A 17,227-nucleotide genomic window follows, 5' to 3' on the forward strand; every position below is an offset into this window, starting at 1 on the left:
ACCCAGCTTCGGTCAGAATGATTCAGCGTGACCGCCCCATCCTAGTCCCCAATCCGCACCTTAAACTCCGCCGAGTTCCCCCTCAGCTCCGGCGCGTACATCCCCGACGCCTTCGCCGGCAGGGCGCTAAACTGTCCCGGAATCTCGGCCCGCAGCCGGTAGCTGACGCTATGCTGCCCGCGGGCCAGCGTGCGGCAGAAGAGGGCGACGCGTTCGTCGCGGTATTCGACGTAGGCGCCGAGCTCGTTGCCGTTGAAGCCGCTACGGACTTCGACCGGTTCGAAGCCGGCCGCCTTCATGTCTTCGAGCAGGATGTACTCGTAGTCGTTCTTGCTGTCGACGACGAGCTCGATCTCGACGAGGTCGCCGCTGGTCAGTTCTTCGAGACTGCGGATTTCTTTGCGGTCGTACTTCTCGACGCGCTGTTCGATCGCCTGGCCGCGCCCGCCGGCCGTGGCGGCTGTCTTCTCGGCGGGGCTGAGCTTGTAGAACTTGCGGTTAATCTTCAGTTCGAGGCCGGCGGCCTGGATGTCGTCTTCGAGCGTGAAGTTGGTCAGGTAGCCGTTGAAGTAGATTGGGCCGTCGCCCTTCTTGCGAAGTTCGACGGTATGCTCGCCGGCGCTGAGGGCTTCGCCTTCCAGCACAAGGGCGTTGTCGAACGTGAAGAGCGTCTCGGCGGTGATCTCGACCGACTTCTTCAGTTCACCGTCGACGAGCACTTCGAGCGAGAGGTTCGGCTTCGCCTCGCCGGTCGCCTTCAGGTAGTCGGCGAAGGCTTCGACCACGAGCGCCGTGTCGCGGGTGCTGTTCCAGTACGTGCCGTGCTTACGGTTGTTGAGCAGATACTTCACTAGCCGCGGCGCGACCTCGCTTTTCGGATCGTTGGCGACGAGCAGCTTCAGGTAATAGGCCTGCGCTTCGTTCTCGCTGCCGTACCAGAACCACCAGAAGCCGCCGGGCAGGTCGAGCCAGGCGGTTTGGTTCTCGTCGTCTTGCTTGACGTACTGCGAGAGGTTCTGCATGACCATCTTGAGCATGTCCGGCGAGCGAGCAGCGTCAGCTCCCAGTTTGGCAGGCTGATCCGCAGCGGGCTGACGCCCGCCGCCCGCTTGTTCGATTTCCAGCGCCAATCCGAACGTCGCCAAGCTGTAGACGGCGAGTTTGGTGCGGTCCTGGTAGAGGTAGTCGCGCATTCGGTTGCGCACCTGCGCTGTGTTGTCGGCGGGGTCGACCGATTCGGCGTTGGCTTGCTCGGCCCGGGGCGGGGACGCCCCGGCTCGCTGGGCTTCGGTGAGCACCAGGTAAACCAGTGCGTCGAGGTTGTCGGCGTTTGGCTTCGAAGGTTCCTTCTCGTTGCGCGATTTGCTCGCCTCGCGGTCCCAGTTGTCGAGCTTCGCCAGCTCTTCGCGCTGGTAACGCTGCAGCCACTCGACGCCACGTTCAACGACGCCGGGGACGATCGCCACGTCGTTCTGCTTCGCCACGAGCAAGCCGCGGACGACGGTCGCGGTCGTGTGAGCGGTGGAGTGCTCGCCCCAGCCGCTGAACCAGCCCCAGCCGCCGTCGCTGAGCTGCATCTCGGTGAGGCGGTTGACCCCCGCCTGCACCATCGACGTCAGCTCCGTTTCGTCGAACACGGGATTGCGCTCGAACCGTTTCCACTGCGCGGCGCGCTCCGCGGCGTCGCCGATCTCCTGCGCGTTGAGGTTCGTTCGCTTCTCTTGGATCGACTTGAGATCAACGCCCATCTGCTGCAGCGTCTTCTGCGTCAGCACCGCCGGCAAGAATCGGTTGAGCGTCTGCTCAGTGCAGCCGTAGGGGTAATCGGCGAGGTAGGGGAGGGCGTCGACCATCGCCCCGGCCAGCGTCGGCGAGTAGCGGACTTCCAGGCGCGTTTGCTCCGCGCGGCGTTTCTCCGGCACGGTGACGGTGAACTTCCCGGTCGTTTCGGTCGGCCGAATGACGCCGCTAAACGACTCGGTTTTCAACATGCCGTGGACCAGCACGGGGAAGCTTTGCTGCATCGCGTCCGACTCAGCGTCGGTCAGCGCAGACATGCGGATCGTCGCTTCGCCTTCGCGCACGGCCTTCACGCGCCAATCGACGCGCGTCTCGCCGTCGGCGGCGATCTCGACCGTTTTCTCCATCGACTCGGGGCCCTGGAGCGTGTCGCCCTCAAGTTCCAAGACGACGCGAACCTGCTTCGCTTCCTTCAGATAGTTATGCACCACCGCCGACAGCACTACTTCGTCGGTCTCGACGAAGAACCGCGGCGCCTGCAGCCGGACAATGATGTTCTTCCGCGTGACGACTTCGGCCGAGCCCTCACCGACGCGCGTGCCGTGGCCCATGCCCCAGACGTTGATCTTCCAGGCCGTGAGATTCTCCGGCATGGTGAGCTCGGCTTCGGCGAGACCTTCGGCGTTGGTCTGCAGATTGGCGACCCAGAGGGCCGTGTCGGCGAAGTTTTGACGAACCGTGGGCTGCACCGGTTGCCCCGCGGCGTTTCCGGCCGAATCAACGAACAAATCCACGGCACTGTCAGCGGCTTTGGCGTTCGCACTCGACAGCCTGCTAAATTCCATAACCGCTCCCTCTGGCGCGGCCATCGCCATGGGCGCTGCGGCTGGCACGGCGCGCATTGCTCTCCCGACGGCCATCCCGCCGCGCGCTGCGCCGTCAGCCAAAGAGCTCGTCCCCAACGTCGCGAGATCATCCGCGCCGCTCGCCCCAAAGACGCCCAGGTCTTGCATCACGCGCTCATCCGGCTTCGTCACCGGGTAGTCGACGCGGCTGAGGCTCGTCTCGCTCTGCGGCTGATGGCTGCGCCGCCACTTCCAGAAGAACTCCCGAATGTCGGGCACGTTCCCGCCGCCCGAGATGTACTCCAGCGCCTTGTCGTACACGGCGACCACCGTCGACGCGACGACCGGCTTGCCGTCGGCGTCGGTTAGCTTCAGTTGCACCTTCGCCTTCTGCCCCGGCAAATACGCCTCGGCCGACGGGACGACTTCGACGTCGAACACTCGCTGCGCCGGCGGCACAAAAATCTCGCGCACCGTCGTATGCAGCTGCCCGCCATGGACCGTCACCGCTTCGACGAAGAAGTTCGGCATGTCGCGCTGCTCGACTGGCACTTCGACGATCGTGCTCTTCCCCTTGAGCGTCACCACCTGTGGCGGCAGGTAGACGCCGTTCGCCGGCCGCACGAACAGCAGCACCGTCGAATCAGCTCGGTTCGAGCTCACTTGCAACTGCACTTTGTCGCCCGGCGCGTAGTCGCGCTTGTCGGCCACGACTTCGACGGCGTTGAATCGGAAGTCACTACCGTCAAATCCTTCGCCGCGCACGACGATCACCTGGCCCCCCTCGATCGACTGACTCTCTTCGCCGATCTTCTTCGTCACCGTGTAGGCGAGCCGGTACTGCCCCGGCTCCGACGCCTTCACTTGGAATGTCGCGCGCCCTTGGGCGTCGGTCGGCGCGTCCCATTTGGCGACTTCGTTCTCGACCGGCTTGCCTTCTTCATAGGCGATCTTCAGCAGTCGCAGCACGCCGCGGCCCTTCACCGGTTTGCCGTCGATGGTGCGGGCCGCCATGTCAAGTTCCATCGTGTCGCCCGTCCGGTAGTAGCCGCGGTTCGTCCAGACATAAACCTTGAACGGCTCGCGCGCCACCAGCACCCGCCCATTGGCAACGATGGTGCGCCGCGATTGATCGACGACTTCAGCCTGAATCTGATAACTATGATCCACGTTCGGATGGAACTGCTTCGCGGCCGCCGTATCGATCGTCACCTCATAGGTCCCGTCGGGGCCAATCTCGGCTTCCTGCTCCGCAACGATTTCAGGCTGCTCCGGCGCCTGCCAGAACCACGATGGCGCCGGCCGGCTGCAACCCCATCGCCGCCAGCCGGGGAACCACGTGTAGTCCTCGCCGAACCACCAATAACCTGGCCCGTAGAGCCAATCCCAGCGGCTCGGCGGAAACCAGGGTTCGTTGAACGTCGTCCGCAGCACCTTGTACTTCACCCGCGCTTCGGTCACCGGCGCGCCGAAGTAATACTTCGCGGAAATCTTCGCCGTGATCTTGTCGCCAAGCTTCACCGGTTCGCTCGGGGCGTCGACCGTGACCTCGAACTCCGGCTTCTTGTATTCCTCGACGCGAAAGCTGCCGCCGCCGTGGTTGACGACGTTCAGCTGGTACTGCCCCAGCGCTGCCCCGGCTGGCAGTTGGAAAGAGCCTTCGAGACCGCCGAATTCGCCCGCCACCAGCGACTTCGTATAGACCTTCTCGCCGCGGGCGTCGTGAATTTCGACGACAAACGACTGCCCCGCGTAAGGCGAGGCGTCGGACTGATCGAACTGGGCGTTGGCCACCCAGAACTTGAAGTGGACTTCCTGATCGGGCCGATAGACGGGCCGATCGGTGATGGCAAACACCTTGACCTGTTTGTACTGCTCGTCGATGTACTGTCCCGACCAGACGCTGCTGAAGCCGAGATACGCCAGCCGCCCCTGGGGCGTCGTCGCCGTGGCGATCCATTGGAAACGGCCATTCGCTTCATCGGCGGCGAGCTTCACCAGGCCGCCGGCGTCGGTCTTCTCGGCAAAGTTTTTAGTGTTCACCTGGTAACGTGCGCCGCCGTCGAGCGCTTCGTTCCAATACCCGAAGAAGTCGACCGTCGCCTTGGGAATCGGCTTGCCCGTCACCGCGTCGGCAACGTAGTAGAGCGCCTGCTTCTCCAGCGGCTTCTTGACGATTGCCGTATCAGCGACCCACACCACCACGCGATGGGTGTTTCCCTGTTCCATCTTCGCCGTGAGCAGATAGGCCCCCGCCTTCTGCAGCGGCGTCGTCACCGTGACGCGGCGATCGAAGTGGGCCTCGCGCGGCTCGAGCTCCAGGGCCCAACTTGCCGCCTCGGCGCCGAGGTACTTCTCCTGGCCGCTCACGACCAGCCGGTGGCCGAGGTTCTCCAGATTGATCTGATCCCAATCAAGCTGCTTGGGCTGGCTCTGCAGATACTTCTTCATGTCGGCCAGTAGTTCCGGCACTTTGATCGCCCGCGCCGTAAACTCGACCCGCTTGCCGTTGCGGTAGCGATATTCGATCGTCGCCCCTTTGCCCGCCGGCTGCGTCATCACCGGTTCCAAGCGGCCCCAGTTGCCGACGATCTGTTCGAACCGCTCGCGATACGGCGAGCTCGTGGGCGCCGCGGCGAAGAGTTCCTTCCACTCCTGAGCGGCCCGCGGATACTGTCGCCGGTTCTCAAACTCCTGCGCCAGCGACGACTTCGCTTGCTGCCACTCGCTCGACGCTCCGGCAGAGTTCTCGACGATCCGCCGTTGCAGCGCGATGTAGTTTTGTTCTTCCGGCAGTTTGAACCGCTTGATGCCGGTCGCAAGCTTCGCCATCGTCTCGTCGTCGGCGAGCGTGTGGAGCGCGAACATGCTCTTCGTGACGTCGGCGTCGTCCGTATTACGGTTGAACCACCAACCGTACTCGGCCATAGTCTGCACGCCGAACTGGCTCACGAGGAAGTCGGCCCGCTCGCGCCACTCGGCGACGTTGGTCTGCGGCTGCCAGCGGGTCCGCTCGGCCAGCAGCCAGCGCCAGCGCTCGCCGTCGTTCTTAGCTGATTTCCAATCGGCCGGCGCATCATAGAAGATGGGATTGCCTGCCTCGTCGACCGGCGCACCCTGAGGTCCGCTGTTGTAGCGATAGCCCCAGCCATCTTCATAGTCGGGAAGCACGTCGACGTCGGTGAGTAGCTGCAACAGGTATGGCTGCCGATACGAACCGCCGTTGAGCACAGCCCTGGCGAATCCGCTCAGTAGGTCACGAGCTTCGGGCGTCGACTGGGCGTCAGGCTTCGTAGCGACGATGTCGAGCGCCTGACGATAGAGCTGCAGCGCCCGCACTCGATCGCGTTCGACGGCGTTCGCGACCTTGCCGCCGCCGCGATGTTGGCCCCTACGGAACTCGCCGGCGATCATGAATCCTTGATGGTCGATCGTCGCGTAGCTCTGCGCGATCGACGCCAGGATGATCCAATCCGTCTCATGGGTCGCCGCCACGTCCTCGCGATAGGCGTCGATCCCGCTCATCTCGTTCAGCTGCTGCATGCAGTTGAGCGCACGCTGGAAGTCTTCGGCCACCGCGCGCGAGTCGCCGGTCTCGTCGTTGAGCGTCAGCTCTCGAAACTTGGCGAGCGCGTCTCTGAAGTTGCCGTCGTCCATCAATTTGCGCGCCTGTTGCCGCTCCGAACCAGGAGCAGCGGCCCCACCCGCCGCTTGCGGCTTAGCGACCCACATCGCCCCCGCCGCCAAAACCATCAACGCCGCCGCCAGTTTCCAGAAATTCATCATGAGTTGCCGCCCGAAAATTGAACCGCCGCGAACTCCGCCGCGTCGTGAAATCAAGTCGATTCGCTCGACCCATTTGCCCCTGTTCTACGCCACCGCCCTGGAACTGGTCCAGACAAACCGCCCCGCCGACTCTACTGGTCTTTCATTGAAACGGCCAAGGACGCCAAGGACGCCAAGGGGAAGACAAATCGAAGGAACAGCGGATGAACGCAGATAAACGCCAATGAAGAAGCACAGGGAATGAGCCATCATTACATCTGCGTTTCTTCGCGTTCATTTGCCGTTCCTTAGCTCCTCCTGCATTTTTCCTTGGCGTCCGTGGGGCCCTTGGCGGTTCAATCCCCGATTTTCCGATGCTCCGCACAAGCCAGAAGTTCCCCGAGCCCAACGCCCAATAGCACCCATTCTGCGGGTTATAGCTCCCTCATAGCCGGCCAAATACGCCTTCTGCCACGCCCGCTGGTCGCCGCTGAACGGCGAAAAAACCTAGATTTGCTAGCTCGTCGCCCCGCGCGAGCTCCCAACGATCCACCACCCGCACGCGGCTGCGACCGCTCCCTTCCACGAGCGACGGCCCAGTGTCCGGCAACGATAATCTCCGCTTCCGCTCCCACCGCTCGCTGGTCGACCTGGCGTACCGGCTCTCCGACGCCGCCGCCATCATCGCGGCGGCGCTCGTGGCCATTGAGTTCACCCCCGCGGCGCCGCTGTCGAGCCTCGCCATCGTCGTCGGCACGACGCTGCTGGTGCATGTCGTCGCCATCGAAGTCAGCGGCCTCTACCGCAACTGGCGCGGCTCGAAGCTTGCCCGCGAACTCTGGTGCGCCGTCATTACCTGGATCTACGTGGCGCCGACCGTCCTCGGCATTGGGCTGCTCACCCAAACGAACGCCCAATTCAGCTACGCCAGCAAGCTCGTCTGGCTCACGCTGACCCCTCTGGCGATGTCGGCCAACCGCATCGTCCTCCGCATGCTGTTGCGGCAACTCCGCAAGCGCGGGTTTAACGCTCGCAAATTTGCGATCTGCGGCATGAACCGCCTCGGCTTGCAACTGGCCGCCAATATCCAAAATTCCCCTGAGCTTGGTCTCCAGTTCGTTGGTTACTTCGACGACCGTCCCGAGAAGCGCACCAGCGAAGCGACCGGAGCCCAGCTCCATCAGGCCGGCAACCTCGCGCAGCTCGTCGAACTTGCCCGCTCCGGCGAAGTCGACATGATTTACATCACCTTTCCGATGCGGGCCGAGCAACGCATTCGCACCTACCTCAGCAAGCTAGGCGATACCACCGCCTCGGTCTACATCGTTCCCGACTTCTTCGTCTTCCAAATGCTGAGCGCCCGCTGGAGCCAGATCGACGGCTTGCCGGTGGTGAGCGTTTTCGAAACTCCCATCAGCGGCATCGACGGCGTCCTCAAGCGCGGCTTCGACTTGGTCGTCGGCATGCTCGCACTCGCGCTCGTCGCCGTGCCAATGGCGCTCATAGCCGTTGCCATCAAGCTCACCTCGCCCGGCCCGGTCTTCTTTCGCCAGAAGCGCTACGGCCTCAGCGGCGAACAGATCGGCGTCTGGAAGTTCCGCAGCATGCGCGTCTGTGAAGATGGCGCCGAGGTGAAACAAGCCTCCAAGACCGACGATCGCATCACCCCCTTGGGCCGCATCCTCCGCAAAACGTCACTCGATGAATTGCCGCAACTATTCAACGTCATCGACGGCAGCATGTCGCTCGTCGGCCCGCGGCCCCACGCCAACGCCCACAACGAGCAGTACCGCTCGCTGATCGACGGCTACATGCTCCGCCACAAAGTGAAGCCCGGCATCACCGGCCTGGCTCAAGTGAACGGCGCCCGCGGCGAGACCGAAACGCTCGACAAGATGGAACGCCGCATCGAGTTCGACCACCGCTACATCCGCGAATGGTCGCTCTGGATGGACGTGAAGATCCTCGTCAAGACGGCGCTTGTCGTCTTCAAGCAAGAGAACGCGTACTAGCAGCGTTTCTTGCTTTCCAAAGCGAGCCGGGTCGTCCCGACCCCGGCGCAACCCTGTGCGAGCCGTCTCCGACGCCGATGTCGCGCCGCACTTCTATCACCTCGCTGCCGCGGCGCCCCGACCCACGCGCATGCTTGCTGCGTAGTAACAGCAAGGGAATCGCATCGCTCAAAAGAGCGAGAACCACATCCAGCATCCAGCGGCGAGCATCCAGAGACTTCCTGCCCGCAGTCCCCAAACGCCCCATTCTCGCATTCGATTTTTTCCTAACCAAACGCTTCCCCAACCCTGCGGCTTACATAGAATAGGAAATGTACACCAGTACACTAACGGAGCCGCCAGATGATTCGCACCAACCAGAGCCGCTCGAACCACGCTCCCGTGGTCACGAACGAGGAGATCGCCCAAACCTTGGTCGAAATCTCCGACTTGCTGGAGCGCCAAGGCGCCAACCCCTACCGCATCCGCGCCTACCGCCAGGGGGCTGAAACAGTCGCTTATTGCCAGACGCCGCTCCAGGCGATCCTCGCCGAGCGCGGCATCGCTGGCCTGATGGCCCTGCGCGGCATCGGCGATTCGCTCGCCGCCGCGATCCAGAAGATCATCCACGCCAAACGGCTCCCGCTCTTGGAAAGCCTCCGCGGCGGCGGGGCGCCCGAGCGACTCTTCAGCACGGTCGCCGACATCGGCCCCAAACTCGCCACGCGCATCCACGAACAACTCGGCATCCGCACGCTCACGCAACTCGAAGCCGCCGCGTGGGACGGGCGGCTGGCGCGCGTTCCCGGCATGGGCGAGAAGCGAATCCGTGCCGTGAGAGAATCAATCGCCGGCCGCTTCCGTCGGAGCGCGAATCCGACCCCGCCGCCTGTTGCGCTGCCCACGAACCCGCAAGCGTCGCGCTCGGCCGATCCGACCAAGCCGGCGGATGTTCCGCGCCGTCAAGAACTCCTCTGGTGAACCGCCGCGCTTGTCCTGACTTCGCGCCGGGAAATAGAAGTCTCACGCAGAGGCGCAAAGGCGCAAAGGGGAAGAAAGAAGTCGTTTCAGAATCTCATCGCATTTCTCTGCGCCTTTGCGCCTCTGCGAGAGACCTTCATCCTCACCGTCTGACAGTTACTCTTCAATCATTCCCTTCAGGAATGGATGCGTCATCGCCCACATTCATTTCTTGCCTAGTAGCAAATCCGGCCATTTTAGCCGCTCTGGCTCCCGGCGCTTCAAGGCCTCTTCGATATTACGGATCGCTCCAATAGCGCGGTCGATTGGATCATCCTCATCTAACCAATTGCCATCATGCGGTTGATTGGGTCGGAATGCTAGCAACTCCAATGGGACGCAACCTTCGAAGCGATCATGTTGTAGGACGAGAAAGTCGTCTGACAAGAATAGGGTGAATCCAAAGGCGGTTTGAAGGTGCTCAGCGATGAGTAACAAGACAGTTGAAATCGGAAATTGAGTCACCTTTTTAGGGTCTAGCGCAATTCCCTCATACTGTACCCACGCTAGTGATTTGAGATAATTGTCAGTCGTGGGGGTATAGCTAGGCGGGGACGGATCGACGCGATCAAGCTCAGACTTCAACCCTTGTAGCCACCGCTGGGCAATCGCCACTTCTGATTCCGTAAGGCGTCGAAACCTCGGCATGTGGAATTACTCACTGATTGGCCGTCGAACGAAGGGCCGTCCTCACTTTTGCTTCGCCTTCATCTTCGTCACCTTATAAACCTCGCCGTTCTTATCGTAAGTCGTCCACTCGCCGACCTGCTCGCCATTCTCAAAATGCCCTGACCGCATCTTCGTGCCGTCCTTGCGGAACCACTCCCAGTAGCCGACCATGACCTCGCCAGCCATCTGGCCCTTGGCCCATACCGACCCGTCGCGGTGATATTGGATGTGTTCCGAGCTTTTGGGCGTCTTCTTGGCCATCGGCTTCAACTCAATTTCACGAATTAAGAATTATCTCACGCAAAGGCGCGAAGGCGCAAAAAAGAAGGATAGAAGTAAGCAGTATTCTTTGCGTCTTCGCGCCTTTGCGTGAGATCCCTACTCTTCACCCTCAGCAGAGGAAGGCGCCCGCGTTCCCCACCACGCCATCCAAATCATGACGGCCTGCAGCGGCAGTCGCAACAGGTGCCCCCACAGCGGCACGTCGTGCCCGGCGATGGGGATATCGTTCATCGCGATATAAATGTTGGCGGGAAAAATAGCGATCAACAATGCGATGACGCCTAGCCCCGCCCAGCGTCTGGTCCACGGCAGCAACATCCCCACGCCGCCGAGAATCTCAAACACGCCGCTCGCGTACACCAGCGGCAGATGGGCCGGCAGATAGGGCGGCATCATCGGCAGGTATACTTCGGGCCGCACCAAGTGCAGCACTCCCGAACTGATCAGGAGCGCCGCGAGCAGCCCCACCGCGATCCATCGGCCCACGGTCATCGCTACCTCGCTCAGTCGACCTCCGCGGCGCCAGGGCAGCGGCTGGGCACATGCGACGCCAATCTCAAGCGCGCTCAGTTGAGCGCCGGCGCGCCCTCTTCGTCCGCGGGCTCTTCGGCGTCGTTTGCCGGCGCCTCATCGGCCGGCGCATTCGCGGCCGGCGCTTCGCCGCCTCCTTCGCCCAGCGTCTGGTCAACCAGCCGCTTGAACTCGTCCGACGGATCGACCGCTTCGACTTCCTCCGGAATCTTCGCCGCGTCGGCCTGCTCTTTCGCGGCGGCGAGGAACTCCTTCAGCTCGTCGTCGGTCACCTTCTCCTTGAGCTCCATGTTCCCGTCCGGCTGCCGCGTCGACACCGGCGCCATCGCCTTCTCAACCTCGGCCTGGCTGATCTTCTGATCGATCGCCCCCCGCATGAACCGCTGCACGGTCACTCGGGCCGCAGCCTTCTCTTCATCGCTGAGCCCCGACGGCTCGATATATTTCTTGTCGACCATCGACATCGCCAGCGTCGTCATCAGCGGCGATTGCACGAGATTCTGCAGAAACTCGCCCATCTGCGGCAGCGACAGCTTCCGCTCCCGCGTGGCCTCCGCCAGGCGGTCAATCTGCACCGAAATGTCGACTTTTTCTTCTTCCGGCAGGTCGGTCTCGTTGATCACTTGCTTGGCCGTTTCGGAAATACCGATCGCCGCCCATTCCGGAAACTTGCGATACGCATAAATGCCGGCGATCACGCCCAGCACGAGCACGACGACGAACAGAATCAAACACCCGGTGAGGCACGTCGCCAGCGCACTCCGCTTCTTTGGTTCCGCCGGCACGGACGCCCCGCCTTCGAACCGATCGTCCTGCACGCGAAATTGCGGATCGTTAGCCATCGAATGAATCCTTCCCAATAGAAGCGTCTGCGGACGAAGCTAGGGCGAGGCAGGCGACAATTGTCGAAGCGGCTGGTTTGGCGAAGTAACCCCGAAGATGCGGCACTGAGGTGCCGCGACGATCAGCTTGCGCACCTCGTCCGCATCTGGGCCCGATATTAGCAAGGTCAGGTGTCGCAGGGTAGCCGATTGCGCCAAAAGAGGGAGATCGCCCGCGGCAACACGAACCCGGCGCAAGTCCAACTGCACCAACCCCGGCAGGCCCGCCAACTCGGCGACGTTTTCTCGGCTTAATTCTTTCAACGTGCGACTGCCTGAGTCGATCGACACCGTTTTGACCTGCCTCAGCGATTGCAACCACCCAGTGGGAACGGGGCAACTCACATGGACACGGACGATGCTCGGCAAACTCGGCCACGCAAGTTGCAGCCGCTGCATCGTGCCGGGGCTAAGCGTCGCCGTGCGAATCGAAACGCTATTCAGCGCCCGAAATCGCGCCGCGTGAGCGACGAACGTCGCCGCCTGCGCGTCCCTGTTCAGGCGGACTTCCTGGATCGTCGCGTCGACGGGCGCGGTCAACCGATCGCCGGCGAGCGGACGCAACCACGCCGGCATCGGCGGCGATTCAGCGACATTGGGCCGGGAAGAGCGAGGGTCGTACCCGAGAAAGAAGTAGTAGTTGTCATTGGACGAATAATTGCTGATCCACGTCCGGTGCGCCAAAAGCTCGCGACTCCCGCGACGCGCGTCCAACGCTTTGTAGAGCGGTTGGACGGTAAGGAACACGAAAACCGCGAACAAGCTCGTGAGGATCAGCAACGATCTCGTGCTCAAGCGAAATCGATGCGACACGGTCAGGTAGCACGCAATCGCCAGCGGCAAGACGGCGATCAGCGCGCTCGCCGCCCAGCGAAGCGCACCTGCCGTCCCGAACCAACCGAGTAAATAGAGCGCCCCGACCAGCGCGAGCTCAAGAATAAGCAGCGTGAGTAGAATGGTCCTTAGCGAAGGGCGTCGCTCGATCGTAGTCGTCGCTCCAGCATCCACGGCAGGCATAAGCGAGCGAGTGCAAGTCCGAAAAGCCTCGCGGCAATATAGCAGGTCATGTCAGCGGCACAAAGCTGGCCGACGCGCGTGTCGCTCACTCGAACGGAGGAGTTCAAAAGGTCTGAGAGTTCCGACGGCGCTGCCAAGCTTCGCCCGGACTTCGAGGGACCAGCAACTAGCCTCGGCCCAGTTGGCCTACGCCTCGTCCCCCATCAGCATCCCAATCACCTTGAGCACCGCGAGCATCCGCAACGGCTGCTGCACCGTTTGCCGATTCAGAAACTGCCACGTGCTCCGCGCGTAGCGCAAGTATTCGCTGCGCGACTCCGCCACCGCCGCGGGGCCCAATTGGGCCACCGTCTCCCGCCACATCGGCGCCGACGCTTCGACCGCTGCCAAATCGCCGTCGATCGCGGGGAAGATCAGATCATCCAGCGTCTCCAATCGCGCGATCGCCTCTGGCGGCAAATCGAGGCCAACTCCTGCTCCACCGTCCCCCTTCGCAGGCCCGCGGCGGCGCCGTTCCAACTCGCTCATCGCCCACTCTCCCTGCTACGGATTTCCCCCAGAAATCTAGCCGTCCACGCTATACGTTTCGACCTGCCGCGAAGGTTCGCCCGTGACAGAAAATTCAGCTTGTCATGCTTGTCATTCGGCCCGGCAACGGCCTCCGTCGTTCCCATAGAGCGACTTCCGCCGCCCAAAGTTCGCCCCCTAGCCAGCCAAAACTTCCGAATCTCGCGCATCCCAAACCACCCACCTCGGCTAAATTGGGCAGCCGTCAGTTGTCGGTCGTCAGTTGCTGGGAGCCAATGCCCCGCGACAGTCGCAACTGACAACGGACCACTGACAACGGACTATTCCCAGAAACGGAGTTCACCCATGCCCCGCACCCTTTCCGCTCCCTTTGCCCTGTTCCTACTCACACTCATCGCCGCGGCGACGCTCACCGCTCCCCGCACCGCTCAAGCCAACGACCCCAACGTCACCATCCAACAGGCCGAGGCGGTCCTCTCTGAACTCGTCGCGATCCCCGTCCGCCGTATTCCGCAGCGCATGCTCGCCGAGGCCCAGGCGATCGCCATCATCCCGCGCGTCATCAAGATCGGCTTCATCGTCGGCGTCCGTCGCGGGCAGGGCGTCGTCCTCACACGCGATGCGGAAGGAGAGTGGAGCCTGCCGCAATTCATCACCCTCACCGGCGGCAGCGTCGGCTGGCAGGCCGGCGTCCAGGGGACCGACGTCGTCCTCATCTTTCGCACCCGCACCAGCGTCGAAAACCTGATGCGCGGCAAGTTCACCATCGGCGCCGACGCCGCCGCGGCCGCCGGCCCCGTCGGCCGCAACGCCTCCGCCGCCACCGACGCCCAACTTCGCGCCGAGATTCTGTCGTACTCGCGCAGCCGCGGGCTCTTCGCCGGAGTCTCGATCGACGGCAGCGTCCTGGAAATCAATCAAATGGCCAACACCGCCTTCTACGGCGCCCCCAGCACGCAGTTGCCGCTGGTGGTCCCGCAATCAGCGACCGATCTGCGGCTCTACCTGACCGAACTCTTCAACGCTGCAATGTCGCCCAACGATGGCGCCGTGGCGGCCGTCGTCCCCCCTTCCGCGAAGCCCGGCGCCGCCGTTGCCGTCGCCGCTCCAGGCGCCGCCGTTCCTGCCGGCGTTGTCCCGGCGAGCGCCGTCGCCGTCTCGCCGACGCGGCTTGAAGCAATCCAGAATTCGCTCTACACCGAAGGCGCTCAACTCCACGCGATCCTCTCGCCCGAGTGGCAAACCTTTCTCGCCCTTCCGGCCGAAGTCGCCGCCGCCAGTTCCGTCGACCGCGCCGCGCTCGCTGCGGCGTACCAGCGCTTCAACCAGGTAAACGCCTCGCCCGATTTCAAGGAACTGACCGCGCGTCCTGAGTTCCAAACGACGTTCGATCTATTGCGCCAATACAACGACGCCCTCAACGCCAGCCCGGCGATCCTGCAGTTGCCAGCCCCGCCGCCGAAGTAATCGCTTTACGACCACGACTCTTCGGATGGGTGTCGTGCCCGCGCAGCCCCGCGCTTCGAAGACTAATCAACTGCGATCACGATGTGCACTCACCACAGAGAACACAGAGGCCGCAGAGAAGTCGACCAGTGGATCATCTTCTTTCGCTATTCTCTGTGCTCTCTGTGGTTCGATGGTTATCCGCTAAACATTTTAAGAATGATGTCGGTTGAATAAGCTTCTCCGCCCGGGCGTCGGCTTCCTCGCTGGTAGGCACTGTCGTGCGTAATGCTGGCTTTCGGAGGACCCGGGCGTTGAAAATGCTTCCCTGGTCTGGGATGCGCATTAGACTGCAGCGATGCACATTCCGCCCCACTCGCCGCACGCCGAGCTCGCCTACTGCGTGATCTTTGCGTTCGCCGCGGGCTGGTGGATTGTCGCCATGGTGCGGAACTACGGATGGGCGCCATGGAGATGGCCTTGGGGGACGTGGCTGCGGCGCCGGCCGCCTGATTGAATGTGCGGCCCAGACTCCAATCGACCGGAGCAACGCACGAGCCTACGCCAACCCCACTCACCGGCGCTACCGACTTCATCCCTCCCGTCGCGAGTTCTTCGCGCCCCGCGCTGATCCCACCGCCTCGCGGCAGGAACGGCCATGTCGAGCCGTTCTCCCTCAAGCTCCTCTTGCTGTCGCGCCGACCAACCTCAATAATGCCCCACGCGATGCATGACCCCGTCAGCGTGGAGGCGTACCCCCCCGCGCCGACCGCCGCCAATCAGGGGCCATGCATTGATCGCGCCTCCACTATCACTCGGGGAAACGCCTCGCCTGGCGATCGTCCCCCTCGCTGCTCGGGATCGCTCCCGCGCCGCAGGGTCCGCCGTCGCTATGCCTGCCGTTCCTGCGCCTGCCGCACCGCCGCGCTTCCTGCGCCCTGCATCTCCAGAACAACTGGAACATCTGTACCAGCAGGCCCGCGGCCGCGTCGACAATGTCAACGCGATCCCTTATTTCGATCGTCTTGCCGCCGGCCGCTACCGCGACCTGATCCGTCGCCCCAGCTTCGATCCGTCAAAACCCTCGATCGTCACGTCGTTTCAGCCAAAGTCGGGCGGCACGTTCCTCCACAACCGCTTGCTGGAGCTCGGCTACCACGAGTTCTGGTGGTGCTTTCCCCACGTCCAGTGCCATTCGTACTGGTACACCAGCCAACAAACGCTCGAGCTTTACCTGCGCGGCGGCGTCGCCTGCCAGACGCACTGTCGCCCCGACGCCGCGCTGCTGGAAGCCTTCGATCGCTGCGGCGTGGAACAGATCTGGGTTCACCTCCGCAACCCGGTCGAGTCGGCCATCTCCGCGTACCATCATTACCGGGGCGAAGGTCACGGCGACAGCGTCGCCGCCGACGAGCGTCGCCGCCAGGCCCGCCGGGCGACGCAGCTGTTCCGCTTCCTCCGCCGCTCCGATAAAGATCAGTTCGTCCGCGAGCAGATCGACTGGTTCATCGAGTGGACCGGCCAATGGCTTCGCTTCGACGCCGAGCAACCAGGCCGCGTCGTTATTTCCTTTCATCGCGAGTTGGCCGACCCGCAACAGATGCTCAACCGCGTCTTCCGCCAGTTCGGCGTCGAGTCGCCGGGGCGGATCACGCCCAGCCCTGCCGCCAACGACCGCTTCCGCCCGAACCCGCTACGCAACTGGCGCCACGATGTCGACGGCGCCACGCAACGCTTCGTCGAAAAACGCATCAGAGAGTCCCTGGCCGCCTTTCCCGCATTCGAGCGTCTCTGGAGCTAAGTCTGCGCGCGGGCCCGCTGAGGCGCCAGTTCCCGGCGCCGCGGGCCGTCTCGAGCCCGGCGTCATTGTTCGCGCAATCCTCTCCCGTCGCCCTCGCTGCCTCGCCCCCGGCGGCACGGTCCTTGCCGGGCCCTGGCGCCGCTGACGGCGTGGGCACAGGTTCCCAGCCTTCAGCAGGTAAAAATGCTACGCTTGAGATGCCTCAGCGAGCGAGCCTTCGTGCTCGGTCGATCCCCCGCCGGACGAACCATAGGAGCAATCGGATGAATTCCCTGCCTGCCACGATTGTCCAGTCGAACGAACTCCCGCGCATTCCGGTGCGCGGCGAAGATGCCGCCAACGTCCGGTGGAACGGCGCCTTCGCTGTTTACGGCGGGCACGGTACGACGGCGTCGTCGACGATCGTGTATGAAATCGAACCAGGAGATCGCCTCGGTTGGCACACCGATGCGACCGAGGAGACGCAGTACATCATCGCCGGCAAAGGGGAGTTGCAGCTCGAAGACGGCTCCAAGCACATCGTCGGTCCCGGCAGCGTCTTCGTCCTGCCGACGCCGTTGCGTCACGATCTGGTCAACGTCGGCACGGAAACGCTACGAGCCGTCGCGTTCTTCGCCGCCGCCATGTTTACGCAAACGTTCGACAACGTCATGCTCCCTCCGAAAACGCACGTGCTGGGAACCCCGAATCGCAACGGCTAAGCGTGTCGCC

Annotated in this window: 13 protein-coding genes; 6 read left to right on the forward strand and 7 right to left on the reverse strand. The window is 63.1% G+C overall.

The window, feature by feature from the left end:
• Positions 1 to 41: 41 nt before the first annotated feature.
• Positions 42 to 6,371: an alpha-2-macroglobulin family protein gene (locus I41_RS10830; RefSeq protein ID WP_145432562.1), complete on the reverse strand. Its 6,330-nt coding sequence runs from the start codon at positions 6,369 to 6,371 to the stop codon at positions 42 to 44.
• Positions 6,372 to 6,949: 578 nt separating this feature from the next.
• Between I41_RS10830 and I41_RS10835 the strand changes: the two genes are divergently transcribed.
• Both I41_RS10835 and I41_RS10840 read left to right on the forward strand, forming a co-directional pair.
• On the forward strand, positions 6,950 to 8,362 hold the full coding sequence (locus I41_RS10835) for an undecaprenyl-phosphate glucose phosphotransferase (protein WP_261342487.1): 1,413 nt from the start codon (positions 6,950 to 6,952) through the stop codon (positions 8,360 to 8,362).
• Positions 8,363 to 8,704: 342 nt separating this feature from the next.
• Complete coding sequence (locus I41_RS10840; protein ID WP_145432563.1) at positions 8,705 to 9,322, forward strand: helix-hairpin-helix domain-containing protein; 618 nt, start codon at positions 8,705 to 8,707, stop codon at positions 9,320 to 9,322.
• 204 nt (positions 9,323 to 9,526) lie between these two features.
• On the opposite strand, the gene I41_RS10845 is transcribed toward I41_RS10840, so the two are convergent.
• The 6 genes from I41_RS10845 to I41_RS10870 form a co-directional block, all read right to left on the reverse strand.
• Entirely contained in the window at positions 9,527 to 9,976 is a 450-nt protein-coding gene (locus I41_RS10845; RefSeq protein WP_145432564.1) for a hypothetical protein, read from the reverse strand.
• A 75-nt stretch (positions 9,977 to 10,051) separates the two neighbouring features.
• Entirely contained in the window at positions 10,052 to 10,291 is a 240-nt protein-coding gene (locus tag I41_RS10850) for a toxin-antitoxin system YwqK family antitoxin (RefSeq protein ID WP_145432565.1), read from the reverse strand.
• A 117-nt stretch (positions 10,292 to 10,408) separates the two neighbouring features.
• The gene (locus tag I41_RS10855; RefSeq protein ID WP_145432566.1) at positions 10,409 to 10,804 is read right to left on the reverse strand and encodes a DoxX family protein; all 396 of its coding nucleotides are present in this window, start codon (positions 10,802 to 10,804) and stop codon (positions 10,409 to 10,411) included.
• A gap of 74 nt (positions 10,805 to 10,878) precedes the next feature.
• Positions 10,879 to 11,685, reverse strand: a complete 807-nt coding sequence (locus I41_RS10860; RefSeq protein ID WP_145432567.1) for a hypothetical protein — start codon at positions 11,683 to 11,685, stop codon at positions 10,879 to 10,881.
• 39 nt (positions 11,686 to 11,724) lie between these two features.
• Positions 11,725 to 12,741 (reverse strand): hypothetical protein, encoded by a 1,017-nt coding sequence (locus I41_RS10865; protein ID WP_145432568.1) that lies wholly within the window; start codon positions 12,739 to 12,741, stop codon positions 11,725 to 11,727.
• A gap of 186 nt (positions 12,742 to 12,927) precedes the next feature.
• Positions 12,928 to 13,269, reverse strand: coding sequence for a hypothetical protein (locus I41_RS10870; RefSeq protein WP_145432569.1), 342 nt, complete (start codon positions 13,267 to 13,269; stop codon positions 12,928 to 12,930).
• A gap of 345 nt (positions 13,270 to 13,614) precedes the next feature.
• Between I41_RS10870 and I41_RS10875 the strand changes: the two genes are divergently transcribed.
• The 4 genes from I41_RS10875 to I41_RS10885 all read left to right on the forward strand — a co-directional run bounded on the left by I41_RS10875 (position 13,615) and on the right by I41_RS10885 (position 17,217).
• Entirely contained in the window at positions 13,615 to 14,736 is a 1,122-nt protein-coding gene (locus tag I41_RS10875; RefSeq protein WP_145432570.1) for a lipid-binding SYLF domain-containing protein, read from the forward strand.
• Positions 14,737 to 15,073: 337 nt separating this feature from the next.
• Positions 15,074 to 15,232 (forward strand): hypothetical protein, encoded by a 159-nt coding sequence (locus tag I41_RS27190; protein WP_168206806.1) that lies wholly within the window; start codon positions 15,074 to 15,076, stop codon positions 15,230 to 15,232.
• A 375-nt stretch (positions 15,233 to 15,607) separates the two neighbouring features.
• Positions 15,608 to 16,516 (forward strand): hypothetical protein, encoded by a 909-nt coding sequence (locus tag I41_RS10880; RefSeq protein WP_145432571.1) that lies wholly within the window; start codon positions 15,608 to 15,610, stop codon positions 16,514 to 16,516.
• Positions 16,517 to 16,779: 263 nt separating this feature from the next.
• Positions 16,780 to 17,217 (forward strand): cupin domain-containing protein, encoded by a 438-nt coding sequence (locus tag I41_RS10885; RefSeq protein WP_145432572.1) that lies wholly within the window; start codon positions 16,780 to 16,782, stop codon positions 17,215 to 17,217.
• The last annotated feature ends 10 nt before the right edge of the window (positions 17,218 to 17,227 follow it).

Origin of the sequence: Lacipirellula limnantheis (assembly GCF_007746075.1) — a bacterium.
Taxonomy (GTDB): domain Bacteria; phylum Planctomycetota; class Planctomycetia; order Pirellulales; family Lacipirellulaceae; genus Lacipirellula; species Lacipirellula limnantheis.

What these genes read in the sequence shown, in the direction of transcription:
- I41_RS10850 (WP_145432565.1), bottom strand. Translation starts at nt 10,291, where the DNA reads ATGGCCAAGAAGACGCCCAAAAGCTCGGAACACATCCAATATCACCGC.
- I41_RS10880 (WP_145432571.1), top strand. Translation starts at nt 15,608, where the DNA reads ATGCCTGCCGTTCCTGCGCCTGCCGCACCGCCGCGCTTCCTGCGCCCT.
- I41_RS10875 (WP_145432570.1), top strand. Translation starts at nt 13,615, where the DNA reads ATGCCCCGCACCCTTTCCGCTCCCTTTGCCCTGTTCCTACTCACACTC.
- I41_RS27190 (WP_168206806.1), top strand. Translation starts at nt 15,074, where the DNA reads ATGCACATTCCGCCCCACTCGCCGCACGCCGAGCTCGCCTACTGCGTG.
- I41_RS10885 (WP_145432572.1), top strand. Translation starts at nt 16,780, where the DNA reads ATGAATTCCCTGCCTGCCACGATTGTCCAGTCGAACGAACTCCCGCGC.
- I41_RS10840 (WP_145432563.1), top strand. Translation starts at nt 8,705, where the DNA reads ATGATTCGCACCAACCAGAGCCGCTCGAACCACGCTCCCGTGGTCACG.
- I41_RS10870 (WP_145432569.1), bottom strand. Translation starts at nt 13,269, where the DNA reads ATGAGCGAGTTGGAACGGCGCCGCCGCGGGCCTGCGAAGGGGGACGGT.
- I41_RS10855 (WP_145432566.1), bottom strand. Translation starts at nt 10,804, where the DNA reads ATGACCGTGGGCCGATGGATCGCGGTGGGGCTGCTCGCGGCGCTCCTG.
- I41_RS10830 (WP_145432562.1), bottom strand. Translation starts at nt 6,371, where the DNA reads ATGATGAATTTCTGGAAACTGGCGGCGGCGTTGATGGTTTTGGCGGCG.
- I41_RS10865 (WP_145432568.1), bottom strand. Translation starts at nt 12,741, where the DNA reads ATGCCTGCCGTGGATGCTGGAGCGACGACTACGATCGAGCGACGCCCT.
- I41_RS10860 (WP_145432567.1), bottom strand. Translation starts at nt 11,685, where the DNA reads ATGGCTAACGATCCGCAATTTCGCGTGCAGGACGATCGGTTCGAAGGC.